20 protein-coding genes are annotated in these 18792 nt (G+C 71.6%); 5 read left to right on the top strand and 15 right to left on the bottom strand.

All coding sequences use genetic code 11. From position 1 onward, the window contains the following. The coding region (locus ABZX22_RS16845) for a PadR family transcriptional regulator (protein ID WP_354909530.1) at nucleotides 1–152 on the bottom strand (152 nt) is incomplete at its 3' end. A 56-nt stretch (nucleotides 153–208) separates the two neighbouring features. Here ABZX22_RS16845 and ABZX22_RS16840 point away from each other — a divergent pair. Further along, complete coding sequence (locus ABZX22_RS16840) at nucleotides 209–1627, top strand: MDR family MFS transporter (protein ID WP_354909511.1); 1419 nt, start codon at nucleotides 209–211, stop codon at nucleotides 1625–1627. Here ABZX22_RS16840 and ABZX22_RS16835 read toward each other — a convergent pair. Both ABZX22_RS16835 and ABZX22_RS16830 read right to left on the bottom strand, forming a co-directional pair. Then, nucleotides 1624–2067 (bottom strand): MarR family transcriptional regulator, encoded by a 444-nt coding sequence (locus tag ABZX22_RS16835; protein WP_354909508.1) that lies wholly within the window; start codon nucleotides 2065–2067, stop codon nucleotides 1624–1626. The genes ABZX22_RS16840 and ABZX22_RS16835 overlap by 4 nt on opposite strands. Then, on the bottom strand, nucleotides 2064–2654 hold the full coding sequence (locus ABZX22_RS16830) for a DJ-1/PfpI family protein (RefSeq protein ID WP_354909505.1): 591 nt from the start codon (nucleotides 2652–2654) through the stop codon (nucleotides 2064–2066). Before ABZX22_RS16830 ends, ABZX22_RS16835 begins: the two co-directional genes overlap by 4 nt. Nucleotides 2655–2714: 60 nt before the next feature. On the opposite strand from ABZX22_RS16830, the gene ABZX22_RS16825 reads away from it, so the two are divergent. Then, nucleotides 2715–4037, top strand: coding sequence for an NERD domain-containing protein (locus ABZX22_RS16825; RefSeq protein ID WP_354909502.1), 1323 nt, complete (start codon nucleotides 2715–2717; stop codon nucleotides 4035–4037). On the opposite strand, the gene ABZX22_RS16820 is transcribed toward ABZX22_RS16825, so the two are convergent. After that, complete coding sequence (locus tag ABZX22_RS16820; protein WP_354909499.1) at nucleotides 4006–6699, bottom strand: BTAD domain-containing putative transcriptional regulator; 2694 nt, start codon at nucleotides 6697–6699, stop codon at nucleotides 4006–4008. The two genes, ABZX22_RS16825 and ABZX22_RS16820, sit on opposite strands and share 32 nt — an antisense overlap. Nucleotides 6700–6779: 80 nt before the next feature. Here ABZX22_RS16820 and ABZX22_RS16815 point away from each other — a divergent pair, with 80 nt between their 5' ends. Next, nucleotides 6780–7694, top strand: a complete 915-nt coding sequence (locus ABZX22_RS16815) for a M23 family metallopeptidase (protein WP_354909497.1) — start codon at nucleotides 6780–6782, stop codon at nucleotides 7692–7694. Nucleotides 7695–7743: 49 nt separating this feature from the next. Here ABZX22_RS16815 and ABZX22_RS16810 read toward each other — a convergent pair whose 3' ends face one another. Beyond that, complete coding sequence (locus tag ABZX22_RS16810) at nucleotides 7744–8562, bottom strand: FKBP-type peptidyl-prolyl cis-trans isomerase (RefSeq protein ID WP_354909495.1); 819 nt, start codon at nucleotides 8560–8562, stop codon at nucleotides 7744–7746. 153 nt (nucleotides 8563–8715) lie between these two features. Here ABZX22_RS16810 and ABZX22_RS16805 point away from each other — a divergent pair, with 153 nt between their 5' ends. Next, nucleotides 8716–9765, top strand: a complete 1050-nt coding sequence (locus tag ABZX22_RS16805; protein ID WP_354909492.1) for a DUF2293 domain-containing protein — start codon at nucleotides 8716–8718, stop codon at nucleotides 9763–9765. Beyond that, nucleotides 9762–10154, top strand: a complete 393-nt coding sequence (locus ABZX22_RS16800; protein ID WP_354909489.1) for an MmcQ/YjbR family DNA-binding protein — start codon at nucleotides 9762–9764, stop codon at nucleotides 10152–10154. Before ABZX22_RS16805 ends, ABZX22_RS16800 begins: the two co-directional genes overlap by 4 nt. On the opposite strand, the gene ABZX22_RS16795 is transcribed toward ABZX22_RS16800, so the two are convergent. The 10 genes from ABZX22_RS16795 to ABZX22_RS16750 all read right to left on the bottom strand — a co-directional run bounded on the left by ABZX22_RS16795 (nucleotide 10116) and on the right by ABZX22_RS16750 (nucleotide 18786). After that, nucleotides 10116–10685, bottom strand: coding sequence for a LysE family translocator (locus ABZX22_RS16795; RefSeq protein ID WP_354909486.1), 570 nt, complete (start codon nucleotides 10683–10685; stop codon nucleotides 10116–10118). The two genes, ABZX22_RS16800 and ABZX22_RS16795, sit on opposite strands and share 39 nt — an antisense overlap. 160 nt (nucleotides 10686–10845) lie before the next feature. Next, nucleotides 10846–12024, bottom strand: coding sequence for an aminotransferase class V-fold PLP-dependent enzyme (locus tag ABZX22_RS16790; protein ID WP_354909484.1), 1179 nt, complete (start codon nucleotides 12022–12024; stop codon nucleotides 10846–10848). After that, on the bottom strand, nucleotides 12021–12989 hold the full coding sequence (locus tag ABZX22_RS16785; protein WP_354909482.1) for an amidohydrolase family protein: 969 nt from the start codon (nucleotides 12987–12989) through the stop codon (nucleotides 12021–12023). Before ABZX22_RS16785 ends, ABZX22_RS16790 begins: the two co-directional genes overlap by 4 nt. A 4-nt stretch (nucleotides 12990–12993) precedes the next feature. Then, the gene (locus ABZX22_RS16780) at nucleotides 12994–13506 is read right to left on the bottom strand and encodes a 3-hydroxyanthranilate 3,4-dioxygenase (RefSeq protein WP_354909480.1); all 513 of its coding nucleotides are present in this window, start codon (nucleotides 13504–13506) and stop codon (nucleotides 12994–12996) included. Beyond that, nucleotides 13503–13913: a RidA family protein gene (locus ABZX22_RS16775; RefSeq protein WP_354909478.1), complete on the bottom strand. Its 411-nt coding sequence runs from the start codon at nucleotides 13911–13913 to the stop codon at nucleotides 13503–13505. The genes ABZX22_RS16780 and ABZX22_RS16775 overlap by 4 nt, the downstream gene beginning before the upstream one ends. After that, on the bottom strand, nucleotides 13913–14623 hold the full coding sequence (locus ABZX22_RS16770; protein ID WP_354909475.1) for a fumarylacetoacetate hydrolase family protein: 711 nt from the start codon (nucleotides 14621–14623) through the stop codon (nucleotides 13913–13915). The genes ABZX22_RS16775 and ABZX22_RS16770 overlap by 1 nt, the downstream gene beginning before the upstream one ends. After that, nucleotides 14620–15624: a 4-hydroxy-2-oxovalerate aldolase gene (dmpG, locus tag ABZX22_RS16765; RefSeq protein WP_354909472.1), complete on the bottom strand. Its 1005-nt coding sequence runs from the start codon at nucleotides 15622–15624 to the stop codon at nucleotides 14620–14622. Before dmpG ends, ABZX22_RS16770 begins: the two co-directional genes overlap by 4 nt. After that, complete coding sequence (locus tag ABZX22_RS16760) at nucleotides 15621–16592, bottom strand: acetaldehyde dehydrogenase (acetylating) (RefSeq protein WP_354909470.1); 972 nt, start codon at nucleotides 16590–16592, stop codon at nucleotides 15621–15623. Before ABZX22_RS16760 ends, dmpG begins: the two co-directional genes overlap by 4 nt. Then, entirely contained in the window at nucleotides 16589–17383 is a 795-nt protein-coding gene (locus tag ABZX22_RS16755) for a fumarylacetoacetate hydrolase family protein (protein ID WP_354909468.1), read from the bottom strand. The genes ABZX22_RS16760 and ABZX22_RS16755 overlap by 4 nt, the downstream gene beginning before the upstream one ends. Further along, nucleotides 17380–18786 carry an aldehyde dehydrogenase family protein gene (locus ABZX22_RS16750; protein WP_354909465.1) on the bottom strand — a complete coding sequence of 469 codons (1407 nt, stop codon included), beginning with the start codon at nucleotides 18784–18786 and terminating at the stop codon, nucleotides 17380–17382. The genes ABZX22_RS16755 and ABZX22_RS16750 overlap by 4 nt, the downstream gene beginning before the upstream one ends. Nucleotides 18787–18792 lie beyond the last annotated feature (6 nt).

Raw genomic sequence — 18792 nt, 5'->3', positions numbered from 1 at the left:
TCGGCCGCCATCTTCACCAGCTCCGGATAGATCTGGCTGTGGCTGGCCTGCCAGACGTAGTTGAGCGAGGCCTCGAACGATTTGGCCAGGTCGTAGCCGCTGGACGGGCCCGATGCCGTCAGCAGGCCGAGCAGCGCGATCCGTAGGGACATGACCACGATAATACCTCAGCTTTGACATGTAAGAACTTACATGTCAATCTCGACGCATGTTGCTGATCCTGGCCGTCCTTGGCGGCATGTTCCTGGCGATGCTCGACCAGACGATCGTGGGCACCGCGCTTCCCGAGATCACCGCCGAGCTCGGCGGCACCGACCTCTACACCTGGGTGGTGACCGCCTACCTCCTGACCTCCACCGTGACCGTCCCCCTGTACGGCAGGCTGTCCGACCAGCACGGCCGCAAGCCCCTGCTGCTGATCGGCGTGGTGGTCTTCCTGGCCGGCTCCGCGCTGTGCGGCCTGGCGCAGGACATGCCGCAGCTGATCGCGTTCCGGGCGCTGCAGGGCCTGGGCGCCGGCGCGTTGCTGCCGTTGTCGCTCGCGTTGATCATCGATCTGTTCCCGCCCGAGCGAAGTGCCCGCGTGCAGGGCGCGGTGGGCGGCGTGATGGCGTTGAGCTACCTGGCGGGGCCGTTCCTCGGCGGGTTGTTCACCGACCACGCGAGCTGGCGGTGGGCGTTCTACGTGAACCTGCCGATCGGCGTCGCGCTGGTCGCGATCATCGCGTGGCGCCTGCCGTACCTGAAGGGCACGGGCGGGGGGCGGCCCGACTATCTCGGCATCGCGGTCTTCACCGTCGCGATCAGCGCCCTGCTGGTCGGCCTGACGGAGAAGGGCATCGACGGCAACACCTGGACCGATCCCGCCGTCGCGGGGCCGATCGGCGGCGCGCTGCTGGCGCTGGTGGCGTTCGTGCTGGTGGAGCGGCGGGTCGCGAGTCCGATCATGCCGCTGCACCTGTTCGCCGACCGCACCTACACGCTGGTCATGGTCACGTCGTTCTTCACGGCCTTCTGCATGTACGCGGGCGTGGTCTTCCTGCCGCGCTACTTCCAGCAGGCGCTCGGTGCCAGCGCCACGGACTCGGGCCTGCGGATCTATCCGCTGATGCTCGCGATGGTGGCCGGCAGCGCCGTCATGGGCACACTGATGTCCAGGACCGGCAGGTACAAGCCGTACCTCGTCGCCGCGCCGTTCCTGCTGGTCGCCGGGTCGCTGCTGTGCGTGAACCTCGGTCTGGGGACCTCGAGCCTCGCGCTGGCGGCGTGGATGGTGCTCCTCGGCCTCGGCATGGGCCCGATGCTCTCGGGCCTCACCGTCGCCGTGCAGTCCACGGTGGCGCCCCAGCACATCGGCACGGCCTCGGCCAACCTCTCCTTCTTCCGGCAGATCGGCGGGTCGGTGGCGCTGGCGATCGCGGGCACCGCCTACGGGTCGGTCATCACGTCGGAGGCGCCTCTGCACGGCCTGCGGGCCGCGCACGCCGCGGCGAACGCCACCGTGATCCCGTGGCTGGGCGTGTCGGGCGCGCTCATCGCCCTGGTCGCGCTGCTCGCCCTGCCCAGCCGTGGCATCGTGCGGAGGAACGGCCCGCGCCCCGGCGCCGAGGCGCTGGCCGCCGCCTAGGAGGTCTCGATCGCCTCGAGCGCGGCCGACAGCCGCCGCAGCGCCTGGAGCGCGGCGCTCCAGTCGGCCTCGCCCAGCTCGGCCATCATCCGCTCGGCCAGTTCCTGGTGCCCCGGATCGATCTTCCTGACGGCCGCCAGGCCCTCGGGAGTCGGCCGCAGGAGCTTGGCCCTGCGGTGGGCGGGGTTGGGCAGGTACTCCGCCAGCCCCTTCTCCACCAGCAGGTCGGCGATGCGCTGCACGCCCTGGCGGGTCATCCCCATCACCCTGGCGATGCCCGCCACCGGCAGCGGTTCCTTCAGCACCGCGCCCAGCACCTGCCACCAGGCGGCGGTGAGGCCGGCCGGCCTGGCCAGCCTCTCCGCCACCTCCATGAACTGCCCGTTGAGCCGGAACGCTGTCAGCGCGCTCGCGGACAACAGCGCTCCCGGCTCGCTCATGGCGCCATCAGCACCTCGACCGCCGTCGCGTCGCTGTGCTTGAACAGCCTGAACCACGCGTCGAGCTTCTCCGGCTTGTAGACGTCGAGCGCGGCCAGGACCTCCCTGCCGAAGGCCACCGGCTCGGTCGGCCCCGCCGTGACGAGGCCGCGGTCGGTCACCGCGTCGGCGTCGACGTAGTGCTCGGCGCCGTTGTAGCCGTCGCGCTGCACATAGCCGGGGAACGCGCTGGTGTGGTCGCGGTCGTCGAGCAGCCCCTCCCCGGCCAGGCCGGCGACCGCGCCGCAGATCGCCGCGACGGGCACGCCCGCGTCGAGGAACTCGCGCGCCTTCCGCGCGAACACGACGTTGCCGCCCTCGTCCCAGAGCTCCGCGCCGGGCAGGATCAGCATCGCGCTGTCCGCCGGAGAGAGCTGGTCGATCGTGATGTCGGGCAGGATGCGCGAGCCGCCCATCGTGACGATCGGCTCGGCGCTCTCGGCCACGGTGACGATGTCGTACTGCTCGCCGCGCAGGTGCGCGGTGGCGTATCCGGTCTCCCAGTCGGCGAGGGTGTCGTAAACGGCGAGGTGAACGATGCGCTTCATGACAACATCTTGTCATTACGACAACATATTGTCAATCGAAAATCTGCAAGGATGTGCCCTATGGCAGAGATCGTCGGGGGCGGACGTCCGGTCAACGACGCCGAACGGCGGGTGATCGCCCATCTGCGCGACCACGCGCCCCACGACTGGCTGCTGCTGCACAACGTCGAGATCCCGCGCAGGGGCGACCTGTTCGAAGTCGACCTCATCGTGCTGACCGGCCACTCCCTCGTGGTCATCGACGTCAAGGGCACCAGGGGCCGCATCGAGGTCGCGGGACAGCGCTGGTTCCCGCCCCGCAGGGAGGCGTTCGGCTCGCCCGTGGCCAAGCTGCGCGGCACGGCGAGGGCGCTGAAGGGCCTGCTCGTCGACAAGCACCGCGAGCTCGAACGCGTCTACGTCGACAGCCTGGTCGTGCTCTCCTCACCCGACGCCGAGCTGGTCGACCCCGGAGGGCGCGAGGCCGGCAACGTCACGTCCCTGCCCGACCTCGTCGCCACGCTCGCCGACCCCGGCAGGGTACGGCGCGGCGGCACCCGCGACGCCAAGCCGTACCTGCCGCAGATCCTCGACGCGCTCAACGCCACCGTACGGCGCAGCACCGCCCCGCCCAGGTTCGGCAACTGGGAGGTCGCCGAACGGCTCGGCGGCGACAGCAGGGTGACCGAGTACCGCGCCTTCAACGCCACCGTGCCGGGCAGCGAGACCGTCCTGCTGCGCGTCTACCAGGCCGACCCGCTGGCCGACCAGGAGCAGCGGGCCGCCGAGCGGCAGCGCATCGCCAACGCCTACCAGTCGCTGACGCGGATCCCCGCCCACCCCGCCGTCGTCAGGTCGCGCGACTTCTTCGCCATCGACGACGAGAGCAGGTTCGTGCTCGTCCTGGACGACGTGCACGGCAGAGCGCTCCACCTCCAACTCCAGGAGCGCAGGACCGACCTGGTCAAGGGGGCGCTGCGGGGCATGCTCTCCGGCCTGGCGCACGTGCACGCCCACGGGGTGGTCCACCGGGCGCTGACGCCCGCCTCCGTGCTGGTCACCGAGGATGGCCAGGCGATGCTCACCGGGTTCGACTACGCCAAGGGCGCGCCCAGGGCGTACACCGTGGCCAACGAGCTGAGCAACGTGCTCGACGCCCAGTACGTCGCACCGGAGTGTCACGACCGGCCCGACCTGATGACCCCCGCGTCCGACGTCTACGCGGCCGGCGTGATCGCCCACCAGCTCCTGCCCGACGGCGCCGGTGGACTGGTCCAGGAGATGCTGCACCCCGACGCCGGCAAGCGGCCGAGCGCGGCCGAGGCGCTCGCCGCGCTCGACGGCACGGCCGTCGCGGTCAGGGATGGCCGGATCAGACGGCTTCTGCGGCGAGTGATCCCCTGAGCGCCACGGCCTCGCTCAGGTAGTCGCGGGCCAGCTCGGCCCGGCCGGCCGAGCGGTACAGCTCGCCGAGGAGCTCGGCCGAGGACGCCTGGCCGCTGCGGTCGCCGAGCCGCCGGAAGACCGCCAGCGAGCGTTCGAGCCCCGTCGAGGCGGGGACCAGATCGCCGCGGGCGGCCTGGAGCCCCGCCAGCCGCTGCAGGGCGTAGGCGCCGCAGTGCAGGTCACCGAGGCTTTCGAAGATCTCGAGCGCCCGCTCGACGTGGTGTCCGCCGAGCTGGACCGACACGCAGCCCTCGCGGTGGACGTCCCCGAGCTCCTGGGCCAGGCGCAGCGCCTGCCCCAGCCACTGCTCAGCCTGGGCCGCGTCGCCGGACTTCAGCCAGACCCTGCCGATGGCCTGGCGGGTGTAGGCCTCGCCGTTGAGGTCGCCGATCGCGCCGAACATCGCCAGGGCGCTGCGGAAGTGGGACAGCGCCGTGACGTGCCTGCCGCGGAACTGCGCGACGGCGCCGAGCCCGGAGACGGAGGTGGCCTCCGCCCTGACGTCGCCGAGCTCGCGGAAGATCCGGCGGGCGCGGGCGAACATCTCCTCCGACTCGGCGTAGCGGTCCTGGTAGAGGCAGACCTGGGCGAGGCCGCGGAGCATGGCGGCCTCGCCGTACCTGTCGCCGGCGACGCGGGCGGCGGCCAGCGCGGTGCGGTGGGTGCGCTGCCAGGCGTCGAAGTGGCAGCGCAGGTCGAGGTAGGGGACCAGCGCGGCGGCCAGCCCCCACGCCTGCTCGGCCAGGCCCGCCGCCACGGCCAGGCCCACGGCGTCCTCCAGCGCCCCCTGCTCCAGCTCGAACCAGGCCAGCGGGTCGGCGGTGAGCATGTCGAGGGTGCCTCGCGGCAGCCACCAGCGCGCCGCGGTGGCCGAGCTGAGCGTGAAGACGGTCGTGGGCAGCTTGGCCGTGGCCACCTCGGCGGTCGCGGTCCAGCCCGCCACCACCCTGGCGAGCGCGGCCGGATCGCCCCGCCGCTCCAGCGCGTGGCACCTGACCAGGTCGGGAAGCTGGTAGCGGGGCTGGCCGAGCCGGTCGGTACCGACCAGGGTGAGCAGGTCGGCGTCCACCAGGGCGTCCGTGACGTCGTCCGCGCGGTGCCGGTCGAGCACGGCGTCGACCACCCAGGCGGGGATCGCGGCGCCGCCGAGCCTGCCGAGGGTGTGCAGGGTCCTGGCGGCCTCCCCCGGCAGGCCGCGGTAGCTGTGGTCCAGCCCCGTGCGCACGTCGAGGTCGCCGATGCGCAGCTCTCCTATCCTGCGGTTCTCGTCCATGAGCCGGCTCTGGAACACCGCGAGCGACCAGCCGGGGCGCGCGGCCAGCCGGGCCCCGGCGATCCGTACGGCCAGCGGCACGTACCCGCAGGCCCGCACGATCGCCGTGGCCGCCTCCGGCTCCCGCGCCGTTCTCTCCTCGCCCACGATGCAGCCCAGCAGTTCCTCGGCCTCGGCGCGCGCGAGCGACTCCAGGTGGATCTGGAGCGCCCCCGGCAACGAGGTGAGCTTCGTCCTGGCGGTCACGATCACCGCCGACCCCGGGCCCGGCAGGAGCGGCCGCACCTGCGTGACGTCCGGCGCGTCGTCCAGGACCACGAGCATCGGGCGGTCGGCCAGGATCGTGCGGTAGAGGGCCGAGCGTTCGGCCACCGAGTCGGGGATCGAGGTGGCCCCCATCGCCCTGAGCGCCTGGGCCAGCAGGTCGGCCGGGTCCGCGGCGGCGAGGCTGAGGAACAGCTGCCCGGCGGGGAACCTCTCGGCGAGCGCGTGCGCGGCGCGGACGGCCAGCGCGCTCTTGCCCGCCCCTGGAGGCCCCGAGATCACCGCGAGGGAGAAGGCGCCGGCGAGGGCCGCCGACTCGCGCGCCCGGCCCACGAAGTCGGGCACGTCCGGTGGGAGCTGGCGCGGCACGGAGACCGAGGAGCCTCTCGGCAGTTCCCCCGCCAGCACCCTGGCCTGCACCTCGCGCAGCCCCGGTCCCGGCTCCACGCCGAGTTCGGCGACCAGCTGCCGCCTGATCGCGGCGTAGCTGGACAGCGCCTCCGCCTGGCGCCCGCTCCCGTGCAGGGCCAGCATGAGCTGCCCCCACAGGTCCTCGCGGAACGGGTGCTCCGCGCACAGGGGACGCAGCAGGGCGACCGCCTCGCCGTACTCGCCCTGCGCGAGGAGGGCGGCGATGAGCTCGCGGGCGGCGGCCAGCCGTACCTCGGGGAGGGCGGCGAGCCTGCGCGTCCACAGCGGGTGGTCCGGCAGGTCCACCAGCGGGGCGCCGCGCCACAACGCGAGCGCGGCGGCCAGCGAGCCGGGGTCGCGGCGGGCCACGAGGTGCTCGAACTGCAGCAGATCGAGGTCCTGGGGGGCGACCTCGATCAGGTAACCGGACCCTTCAGCCCGGATGTGCGCGCCGAGGGAGGAGCGCAGGGAGCTGGTGTAGGTGCGCAGGTTCGCCTGGGCCGAGCGGGGCGGGCGGTCCCACAGCACGTCGACCAGCAGGTCCGCACCGACGAGATGGTTGGCGTCGAGAAGCAGTGTGGCCAGCAGCATGCGCGGTTTCCTGCCGGAGATGCGCAGTGGCCGCCCTCCGGCCCACGCCTCCAGCGGACCGAGCACATGGAAGGACACCATGGCAGCCCTCTGTACGTTTTTTGTGCGGATTATCCCCACCCTGGGCCCTGGCAAGACATATCGGTGCGGAAGGGGTCCCAGTGAAACTCCGAGCAGTCGCCATCGCGGGCTTAGCCCTGTTTCTGAGCGTCGCCGCCGCCGACCCGGGCGACGGCGGCGACCCACCCAACGAGGTGACGGCCGACGTGAGCGTCATGGCCACCAACTTCCAGCTGCCCTTCCCGTGCGGGCAGTCGTGGAACGGCAACAGCAGCGCCAGCGACGCCCACCAGTCATGGGAGATCGACTTCAACAGAGGCAGCACCCCGGACGCCGACCTCGGCGACCCCGTGGTCGCCGCCGCCGCCGGAACCGTGGTCATCTCCGCCCACCAGGGCTCCACCAACGGGTACGGCAACCTGGTCAAGATCGACCACGGTGGCGGGTGGGCCACCTACTACGCGCACCTGAACGTCCGCTCCGTCAGCGCCGGCCAGGCCGTCTCGCAGGGCCAGAAGATCGGCACGGTCGGCAACACCAGCAAGCCGGGCAACTACATCTCACCCCACCTCCACTACGAGGTACGGCTCGGCACCAGCTACCCGTCCAACATCCAGAAGGCCGTCTTCAACGGCGTCACCTTCGGCTACCCGATCCAGACGCTGACCTCGAGGAACTGCGGCAACACCACCAACCCCTACACCCCGCAGGAAGTGTGCGGCGCCGGCTACAGCGTGATCGACTCGGCCGCCCTCGGCTCCTCCGGCACGGTCTACCTGCTCTACAACAGCGGCAACGGCTACAACTGCGTCGCCACGATGAAGAGCACCTCCCTCGGCACCGCCACGGCCACGACCGCCTACCTGGAAGTGCAAGGCAGCGCCCGGATCACCGACTCGGGCAACTTCTCGTACTATGCGGGACCGGTCCGCGCCGCTGCCGCCGGCAAGTGCGTCAGGTGGGGCGGCAAGGCAGGCACCTCCACCTACGACAGCCCCTTGGAACACTGCGGCTGACCAGCCCCGGCCAGGGCCTCCACAGCGCGGTGGAGGCCTCTGTCGCGCGTCACACCAGGTCGATGACGTCGACCACGTAGACGAGCCGGCTCCCCGCGGGGACCGTCATCCCGCCCGTCGTCACGCCCTTCTCCGGCACGGCGGGCGTGGTGATGGCGACCCTGCTGCCCACCCGCCTGCCGTCCAGGCCCTCCACCCAGCCGGGCGGCACCGCGCCGTCCTCCAGCACGACGGCGCGCGGGCCGCCGCCGGCCGACGAGGAGTCGAAGACCTTCCCGCTGGGCCAGCGGGCGCCGACGTACTGCACGACCACCCTGGATCCGCGCGTCACCGGCGGCCCCGAACCGTCGATCAGGACCCCCTCACGCAGGGGGTCGGGCAGGTCCGGCAGCCGCTTCCCGACCAGCCTCGCGTCCGGCGGGTATCCGGCGAGGATGTCGAAGACCAGCACCAGCGTCTCGTCCGGCGCGGCGCTGCCCAGGGCCTCGGGCGGGCCGTACCCGAGCTGGGCGGGGCCGACCAGCATGACCCTGCTGCCGGCCGGACGGCCGAGCAGCGCCCGCTCCCACGCCGGCGAGACGTGCCTGCCGTCCAGGACGACCGTGAGGGGCCGCTTGGTGTCGTAGGTCGTCACGTACGGCTTGGCGCCGTCCCACCGGCGGATCTCGACCTCGGTCAGCACCACGTCCCCCCGCTTCGTGAACGGGCCGGACCCCTCCGACAGCACGCTGACGACCGGGGTGTCCGCGGGGCGGCGCGAGGGCAGCTCGATGACGGGCCGCTCGCCGAACGCGCCGGTCACCGTGGGGGTGGTGGCGGCGCAGGCGCCGGCGAACACCACCAGGCAGAGGAGGGCGAGGGCGCGCACGATGATGACCTAGCCGGGATCGTGCCAAGCGACGCCTGAGCACCCGCCATCTCCCCGCAAACCCCCGCACAGCGGGCCGTACGCCGAGGGGAGCCTGGCCACCACCCATGGGAGGGGAGCCGACGCGCCTGAGGGGCGGCACACTGGTGTGCTGTGAGCCGACCGAACCTGGCGCGCAGGGTCGCGGACGCGGCCGAGATCGCGCTCACCACCCGCAAGTACGTCACCTTCCTCGACGTCGTCACCGGCCTGCGCTGGCTGCACAGCCGCCATGTCGACACCTGGCGCCAGGGCAGGGCCGCCACGCTCGCCGAACTGGCCGCCGTCGACGACGCCCGCCTGCTCGACGCCGCCGTGGCGCTGCGCGAGTGGGCGCGGTCGAAGGGCCTGCGCCCGATGGAGACGCCGTACCTGTCGGGCGGCAGGGACCGGCGCGAGCTGCGCTTCACCACCGCGGGCGAGCAGGACTGCTTCCGCGTGCACTGGCTGTCCCCCGAACTCAGCGACGCCCGCGTCAAGCAGCTCACCGAACGGCAGAGCAAGGCGCCCGACCTCGTCGTGGTCTCGCCGCAGCAGCCGTGGACCTGCGCCTCGTGCGGCGACACCGGCCCCTACCTGATCATGGAGGACGACCGGCCGCACTGCCTGACCTGTGCCGACCTCGACCACCTCGTCTTCCTCCCGTCGGGCAACGCCGCGCTGAGCCGCAGGGCCAAGAAGGAGAGCGTGCTGTCGGCGGTGGTCGTGCAGTACAACCGGCGACGCAAGGTCTACCAGCGCCAGGGCGTGCTGGTGGAGGAGGCGGCGCTGGCCAGGGCGGAGGAGCAGTGCCTGGGCGACGAGGAGGCCCGCGAGGCGCGCCGGGCGCGCGACCGCGAGCGCAGGGCCGAGCAGGACCTCGATCACCAGGCCAGGATGGCCGCCGCGATCGTGCGGCTCTTCCCGTCCTGCCCGGCCGAGCGGGCCGAGTCCATCGCCGCCCACGCCGCCCAGCGCGGCAGCGGCCGGGTTGGCCGTACGGCCGCCGCCAAGGCCATGGACGAGAACGCGATCACGCTCGCCGTCGTCGCCTCGATCCGCCACCTGGACACCGGCTACGACCGGATGCTGATGGAGGGTGTCCCGCGCATGGAGGCGCGCGAGCGCATCCGGCCGGTGATCGAGGCCAAACTGTCGGAGTTCAGGGGTAGAACTCAGGGATGAGCGACTGGCATGCCGTCCGAGAGGCGGTCCGTGACTTCGCGCTGAGCCTGCCGGAGACCCACGAGGCATTCCCCTGGGGCGAGAGCGTCATCAAGGTCAACAAGAAGGTGTTCGTCTTCCTCGGCATCGACGAGCCCACGGAGAAGTGGAACCCGGCGTTCGGCGTGAAGCTGCGCTCGGAGTCGCACGGCCACGCGCTGACCGTCGAGGGCGCCGAGCCCAGCGGCTACGGGCTGGGCAAGGCGGGCTGGGTGACGGTCCCGTTCGAGAGCGACCTGCCCGACACCGAGGTGCTGCTCGACTGGGTGGAGGAGAGCTACCGGGCGATCGCTCCCAAGCGGGCGGTCAAGCTACTGGACGGCCAGGCGCAGGGCGAAGCCGACCAGTAGCACTCCGGTGATCCGTTCGACGCGCCGCCGTACCCGGGGGGTGCGCAGCACCGCGCCCAGCCGGTCGATCACGAGCACGTAGACGAGGAACCACAGGAAGTAGAGCCCGGCGAAGACCGCCGACAGGAGCAGCGCGTCGTCGGGTCCGGTCATGAACTGCGGCAGGAACGTCACCTGGAACAGCAGGACCTTCGGGTTGAGCAGGTTGGAGAAGAAGCCGTTGCGGACGTGGCGCTGCCCTGCGGCGCGCGCCTCCTGCGGCTTGGCGCGGAACGACTGCACGCCCAGCCAGAGCAGGTAGGCGATGCCGAGCCACCTGAGCGCGGTGAAGGCGGCTGGCGAGGCGGCCAGCAGCGCCGACAGGCCGAGGGAGGCCGCGGTGGCGTGGACGGTGAGGCCGAGCAGGCCCCCCGCCATGGTGAGCAGTCCCGCGACGCGGCCGTGGGTGAGGGAGCTGCGCATGATCAGCGCGGCGTCCGGGCCGGGGATCATGATCATGACAAGGGCGGTGACCGCGAAGGTCAGCAGCATGGCGGGGGTCTCCCGGAAGCTGGGCGCGCTCCGGGAGACCCGCGGGTGTGCAGGCCGCACAGAACCGCGGACGTACATTGAGGCGCCTTGTGGGCGCCCTTGATGTTACTTGTCCGAATTCCGGTACGGCGCGGCGGGCCGGCCCAAGCCGATGGGTCGCTCAGGTGACGGCGAGCCGCTGGGCGTACTTCTCGTCCCGCCACAGCTCCTTGTCCAGCACCTCCAGCAGCGTCTGGGCCGCGTCGTAGACGTCCACGTGCCGGATGTAGAGCGGCGCGAAGCCGAAGCGGAGGATGTCGGGCGCCCGGAAGTCGCCGTGCACGCCCCTGTCGATCAGCGCCCGCATCACCGGGTAGCCGTCGGGGTGGTAGAAGCTGACCTGGCTTCCCCTGTGCCGCGGGTCGCGCGGGGAGGCGGGCTCCAGCGCGTCGCCGACCAGGTCCATGAACAGCGAGGTCAGCCGCACGCTCTTGGCCCTGACCAGGTCCATGTCGACGCGCTCCCACACGTCGAGCGCGGCCTCGAGCGCGGCGAACGACAGCACGTGCGGCGTGCTGACGGTGAAACGCCTGATGCCGTCGGCGGGGCGGAAGCGCGGCTCGAAGGCGAACGGCTCGGCGTGGCTGTACCAGCCGGACAGCACGTTCTCGGCGGCCTCGTGGTGGCGCGGGTTGACGTAGAGGAAGGCGGGAGCGCCGGGACCCCCGTTGAGGTACTTGTAGGTGCAGCCGAGCGCGAAGTCGGCCTGCGAGACGTCGACGCGCAGCGCGCCCACGCTGTGGCAGACGTCCCAGATCATCAGCGCGCCCGCCGCCTGGACGCGCGCGGTCACCTCGGCCACGTCGTACCGCTCGCCCGTGCGGTAGTTCACCTCCGACAGCAGCACGGCGGCCACGTCGTCGCCGACTCCCTCGGAGAAGTCGCGCACCTGGCAGCCGAGCCCCTCGAGGATGTAGTTGTCGGTCGGGAAGTTGGTCACGTCGGCCACCACCACGGGCCGTGAAGGCCGCAGCCGCATCGCGGCGGCCACCGCCTGGTACACCGCGATCGACGTGGTGTTGCCCACCACCACCGTTCCAGGGCCTGCGCCGATCAGCGGGGCCAGCCGGTCACCGGTGGTGAGCGGCTGGGCGTACCAGCCGGCGCTGTTCCATCCGCCGACCAGCTCGCGGCCCCACTCCTCCTCGACCGCCCTGCGGACCCGCTCGGACGCACGGCGGGGCAGCGCGCCGAGAGAGTTGCCCACGAGGTAGATCACGCCCTCGGGCAGCACGAACTCGTCCCTGAACTCCCGCAGCGGGTCGGCCGCGTCAAGAGCCCGACATTCTTCACGATTCACGGTGTTTCTCCAAGAAAAGCCTCGGCATTGCCTCCCAGGATCCTGGCGCGCGCCTGGTCGGAGAGGAAGCCCGCGCCGCTGACCAGCCGCCCCACGGGGGACTCGCCGAGCGGATACGGGTAGTCGGAGCCGAGCATCACACGGTCCTCCCCCAGCGTGTCGACCAGCAGCCGCAGCGCCCGCTCGTCGAAGACGACGGAGTCGACGCTGAAGCGGTCGAGGTAGTGCGAAGGGGGATGCTCCGAGGTGCCGATGACATCGCTCCTGCGGTGCCACGCGTTCTCGAAGCGGCCCAGCCAGAAGGCGAACGAGCCGCCTCCGTGGGCGAAGCAGATCCGCAGCGTCTCCGGCACGCGGTCGAAGACGCCGCCGAGGATCATCGCCAGGATCGACAGGTGTGTCTCGGCCGGCATGCCGACCAGCCACTGCGCCATCCACCTGTCGAGCCTCGGCCCCGTGGGCATGTCCCACGGGTGGACGAAGACGGGCACGTTCCTGGCCGCGCAGTGCTGAAGGAACTGCACGACCCCCTCGTCGTCGAGGTCCCTGTCGCCGACGTGGTTGCCGATCTCGACGCCCCGGTGACCGGCCGCCAGACACCGGTCGAGCTCCTCGCAGGCCAGGTCGGGATCCTGCAACGGCACCTGGCAGAACGGGATCAGCCGATCGCCGTCGCAGATCTCCAGCGCCAGGTCGTTGAAGATCCGCGCGACGTTCGCGGCCTGCTGCGCCGGGCGGTCGTAGGCGAAGAACACCGGCGTCGGGGAGACGACCTGCCGGTCCACGCCCATCGTCGCCAGGCGCACCTCGGGATCCCAGCAGTCGTCCTGGATCCTGCGGAAGTCGCGGTCGTTGACGACGATCATCGCCTCGCGCTCGGAGTCGATCCGCAACCGGGGCGCGCCGGGCCAGCCCAGGTCGGGCCAGCCCTTGGCGACGTAGTGCGTGTGGACGTCGACGATCACGCGGTCAGCCCTTGCCGGGGTGCAGGGCGCCGCAGTTGTCGCAGGTGCGCGCCTTCTCGTCGGAGTAGAACGCCTCGAAGACCGGCGGCAGGTCCTTGACGATGTCGCGAACCTGGAGCTCCACCTCGTGGACCATGGCGGCGCACTGCTGGCAGTACCACCTGAACTTCTCCAGCGTGCCCTCCGGCCTGATGCGCTCGATCACCAGGCCGACGGAGTCGGCCTCGCGCTGCGGGGAGTGCGGCAGGTTGCCCGGAAGCAGCCACATCTGGCCTTCGCGGATGTGGACGGTGTCGGGTCCTTCCGGAGTCATGACGTTGAGGTGCATGTTCCCCTTGATCTGGAAGAACAGCTCCTCGTACGGGTCGACGTGGAAGTCGGTGCGCTGGTTGGGGCCGCCGACGACCATGACGATGAAGTCGTCCGCCTGCTCGAAGACCACCTTGTTGCCCACAGGCGGCTTGAGCAGGTGGGCGTGCTCGTCGATCCACTTGGTGAAGTCGATGGGCGGGATCATGCGCGCTCCTTGGGTGAGTAGGCGACGGCCTGCATCTCGATGAGCAGGTGCGGGTGCGGCAGCTGATGGACGGCCACCGTGGTGCGCGTGGGCCCGGTCTCGTCGAAGAACTCGGCGTAGACCTCGTTGTAGCCCTTGAAGTCGTTCATGTTGACCAAGTACGTGGTGATCTGTACCAGGTCGGCGAGGTCGGCTCCAGCCGCGCGCAGGATGTCGCCGATGTTCTCGATCACCGCTCTGGTCTGCGCGCGGATGTCGAGGTCCGTGGTGCCCAGCTCGTCGACCTCCACACCGGCGAAGGTGTTGTCGGGCCGCCTGGAGCTGGTCCCCGACACGTAGAGGAAGTCGCCCGCCCGCCTGACGTGCGGGAACCTCCCCCTCGGCGTGGCCTTTCCCTCGACCAGCATCACAGCGTCACCTGCCCGAGTCGCTGGATCTCCACCCGCACGTGCGCGCCGGCCCGCAGCGGCTCGGCGGGCGTGGCGGCGCCCGCCAGGAGGATGGCGCCCTCCTCGATCACCAGCCCCACCCGGGCGGCCAGCCGGGCCGCCTCGACGATCGCCCTGCGCGGGTCGCCGAGGATCGCCGCCGTCGACCCGACGTGCACCGGCCGCCCGTCGATCTCGAAGATCACACCGAGGTTCCAGTCGTCGACGTCGTAGGGCCGCCACGGCCCGATCGCGTAGCCCGCCGCCGAGGTGTTGTCGGCGATGACGCTCTCCAGCGAGAACCTGAAGTTCTCGTAGCGGGAGTCGATCACCTCGATGCCCGCCGCGACCGCGGCCACGGCGCCCGGCCGCCGGGCGTCCTCGACGCTCTCGATCCTGCGCCCGACCAGGTAGACCACCTCGGGCTCGACCCTCGGATGGATGTAGGCGCCGTGGTCGATCTCGGCCATCGACGGCGTCAACCGGCCGAGGATGAGGTCGTCGACCCCCATCTGGCGGCGCTTGCCCTCGCTGGTGAAACCCAGCTTGACGCCCGACAGCGGCTCGCCGCGCAGGGCGACGACCTCGGCCTGGATCTCGTAGGCGGTGGCGACGTCGAGCCCGTCCCCGGGCTGGGGAATGGGCATCCTGGTGCGCGCGGCCTCGTGCAGCGCCTGCGCCAGCTTCATTTCGTCAGGTCCAATGCGATGTCGACGATCATGTCCTCCTGGCCGCCGACCATCCCGCGGCGGCCGGCCTCGGCCAGGATCTCGCGGGTGTCGACGCCGTACCGTTGCGAGGCCGCCTCCGCGTGCCGCAGGAAGCTGGAGTAGACGCCCGCGTAACCGAGCGTCAGCGTCTCCCTGTCGACCCGCACGGGGCGGTCCTGCAAAGGCCGCACCAGGTCGTCTGCGGCGTCCATGAGCGCGTAGAGGTCGCAGCCGTGCTGCCAGCCCATGAGGTCGGCCACGGCGACGAACACCTCGAGCGGCGCGTTCCCCGCGCCCGCCCCCATCCCGGCCAGCGAGGCGTCCACGCGGGTGCAGCCGTTCTCCACCGCGACCACCGAGTTGGCCACGCCCAGGCTGAGGTTGTGGTGGGCGTGGATGCCGATCTCCGTCTCGGGCCTGAGCGCGTCGCGGTAGGCCCTGATCCGCTCCCTCGCGCCGTCCATGGTGAGGCCGCCGCCGGAGTCGGTGACGTAGACGCAGTGCGCGCCGTACGACTCCATGAGCTTGGCCTGCGCGGCGAGGACCTCGGGCGGGGCCATGTGCGACATCATCAGGAACCCCGCGACGTCCATGCCGAGCTCGCGGGCGGTGGCGATGTGCTGGGCGGAGATGTCGGCCTCGGTGCAGTGCGTGGCGATCCTGACCGAGGTGACGCCCAGCGCGTGAGCCTTCCTGAGGTCCTCGATGGTGCCGATGCCCGGCAGCAGCAGCGTGGTGAGCCTGGCGTTCGTGACGGCACCCGCGACGGCCTCGATCCACTCCTCGTCGGTGTGGGCGCCGGGGCCGTAGTTGAAGCTGCCGCCCGCCAGGCCGTCGCCGTGCGCGACCTCGATCGCCGCCACGCCGGCCGCGTCGAGCGCGGCGGCGATGGCGGTGGCCTGGTCGAGCGTGTAGCGGTGGCGGATGGCGTGCATGCCGTCCCGCAACGTCACGTCCTGCAGGTAGATGCGCGGGCTCATGCCCAGCCCTCCTCGTCGCTCGACCCCGCGTGACCGGCCGGCGCGGCGACCGGTACGGCCGCCGCGGTCTCCGCGAGCCGTTCGGCGGTGCGCAGGGCGGCCGCGGTCATGATGTCGAGGTTCCCCGCGTAGGCGGGCAGGTAGTGGGCCGCCCCCTCCACCTCCAGGAAGACGCTCACCTTCACCCCGCCCCGCGCCCCGTTGGCCAGCGTCCACACCGGCTCGTCGGCCGGCACGGGCGTGAACTGCACCTCCTGCTTCAGCCGGTACCCGGGCACGTACTCCTGCACCGAGGCCACCATGGCGGCCACCGAGGCGGCCACCTCGTCCTCCTCGCAGGAGTCCACGAGACAGTAGACGGTGTCCCGCATGATCAGCGGTGGCTCCGCCGGGTTCAGCACGATGATCGCCTTGCCCCGCCGCGCGCCGCCCACCTGCTCCAGCGCCCTGGCCGTCGTCACCGTGAACTCGTCGATGTTGGCCCGGGTGCCGGGCCCCGCCGACTTCGAGGCGATCGAGGCCACGATCTCCGCGTAGGCGACCCTGGCCACCCTCGACACCGCGGCCACGATCGGAATCGTGGCCTGGCCGCCGCACGTCACCATGTTCAGGTTGGGCGCCGACAGGTGGGCGTCCAGGTTGACCGAGGGCACCACGTAGGGGCCGAGCGCGGCGGGCGTGAGGTCGATGACGCGCTTGCCGTACGACTGGACGACGGCGGCGTTGTGCGCGTGGGCGCCCGCCGAGGTGGCGTCGAGCACCAGGTCGACCGACTCGAAGGACGGCAGCGACACCAGCCCCTCGACCCCGGCGGAGGTCGTCTCCAGGCCCCTGCGCCGCGCCCTGGCCAGGCCGTCCGAGGCGGGGTCGATGCCCGCCATGGCCACGACCTCGACCTTCTTCGAGAGCAGGGCCTTGAACATCAGGTCGGTCCCGATGTTCCCCGAGCCGATGATCGCCAGCCTCATGCGAACACCGCCCGCACCGAGCCGAGACCGTCGATGACCGCCTCGAACACGTCGCCCTCCTCGACCGGCACGACAGGGCCGAGCGCGCCGGTCAGCACGACGTCACCCGCGCGCAGCGGGTAGTCGGTGCCGCCGAGCGTGTCGGCGAGCCAGACCGCCGCGTTCAGCGGGTGGCCCAGGCACGCCGCGCCCGCCCCGGTCGACACCTCCTGCCCGCGCCTGGTCATCGTCATCCCCGCCAGGCGCAGGTCGAGCCCGCGCAGCCCCACCGGCGTGTTGCCGAGCACGAAGGCGCCGCTGGAGGCGTTGTCGGCGATGGTGTCGGCCAGGGTGATGTCCCAGTCGGCGACGCGCGAGTCGACGATCTCGATGGCGGGCAGCGCGAAGTCCACCGCCCTGATCACCTCGGCCACCGTGAAGGGCCCGCCCACCAGGTCGTGTGCCAGGACCAGGGCGACCTCCGCCTCCGCCCGCGGCTGCAGGAACCCCTCGTACGGCACCGGCAGCCCGTCGAGGTAGGCCATGTCGGCGAACAGCACGCCGAAGTCGGGCTGGTCCACCCCGAGCTGCTTCTGCACGGCGAGGTTGGTCAGCCCGATCTTGCGCCCGACCAGCCTGCGCCCCTCGTCGAGCGCCCGGCGCGTGTTGATCTCCTGGACGGCGTAGGCCTCCTCCGCCGTGCTCACCAGGTCCCTGACCGGAGCGCACGGTTTGCCCGAGCGCTGGGCTTCGAGCAGCCGGTCGGCCGCCTGGGTGCGAACGTCCACGGCCTCGGCCCACTCGTCGTTCATGCGCCACCTTCCAGCTTGATCGTGATCGTGGTCGGTTCGGAGTAGAAGTCCAGCGACTGGGTGCCGCCCTCCCGGCCGATGCCCGACAGCTTGACGCCGCCGAACGGGGTGCGCAGGTCGCGCAGGTACCACGTGTTGACCCAGACGAGCCCCGCCTCCAGCCGGCGCGCGACCCGGTGCGCCCGGTCGAGGCCGGTCGTCCACACGGTGGCGGCCAGGCCGTAGTCGGAGTCGTTGGCCAGCGCGACGGCCTCGTCCTCGGTGTCGAACGGCGCCACGTGGCAGACCGGCCCGAAGATCTCTTCCCTGTTGAAGCGGGAGGACTCGGGCAGTCCGGTGACCACCGTGGGCTCGACGAAGTACCCGGGGCCTTCGGGGGCGCCGCCACCGGTCAGGAACTTGGCCCCCTCGTCGCGGGCCAGCGCGTAGTACGACAGCACCTTCTCCCGGTGCTGCGCCGAGATCATCGGCTGCGGGGTGACGGTGGCGGCCCGCTCGGCCAGCAGGGCGCAGAACTCCTCGAAGACGGGCCGCTCGACGTAGAGGCGCTCGGTGCACAGGCACACCTGGCCGCCGTTGGTGAACACCGACCGCACGCTGCCCTCGACCGCCTTGCCGAGGTCGGCGTCGGCGAAGACCAGGCCGGCGTTCTTGCCGCCGAGCTCGAAGGAGATCGGCTTCACCCGGTCCGCGACCGACTTCATGATCGCGGTTCCGGTGCGGGTGGAGCCGGTGAAGGTCACCCCGTCGACCCCTTCGTGCGAGACGAGGAGCCGGCCCGACTCGCCGTACCCGTGGATCACGTTGACGACACCGGGCGGCAGTCCCACGGAGGCGCAGATCTCGGCGAAGAGGGCGGCCGAGCCGGGGGTGTTCTCCGACGGCTTGACCACGACGGTGTTGCCCGCGACCAGCGCGGGGCCCAGCTTCCAGGTCATCAGCAGAAACGGCAGGTTCCACGGCACCACGACCGCGACCACGCCCAGCGGCCGGCGCACGGTGTAGCTGAGGACGTCGGGCAGGTGGAAGGCCTCGGCCGGGCGCTGCGCGGCGATCTCGGCGAAGGCGCGGAAGTTGGCCGCGCCGCGCGGGATGTCGAGCGTGCGGGTCTGCTCCAGCGGCTTGCCCGTGTCGGCGATCTCGGCGGCCACCAGGTCGTCGAACCGCGCCTCGATCCCGTCGGCCAGGCGGCGCATCCACGCGGCCCGCTCGGCCATCGGCAGCGCGGCCCAGTCCGGCGCGGCCGCGCGGGCGGCGCGCACGGCCCGGTCGACCACCGCCTGGTCCGCCTCATGGACCTGACGAAGCACCTGTCCGGTCATGGGATCGTAGGACGGGAACGGCTCGCCCTCCGCCACCCAGGATCCGCCGATGAAGTGGGCTACCTGCTCAAATGACATCATCCCTCC

The sequence above is a fragment of the Nonomuraea sp. NPDC003804 genome (assembly GCF_040610675.1).
Lineage (GTDB): Bacteria > Actinomycetota > Actinomycetes > Streptosporangiales > Streptosporangiaceae > Nonomuraea.
Note: the sequence above shows the minus strand (reverse complement) of the source record. Positions and strands in the feature narration are given on the sequence as shown.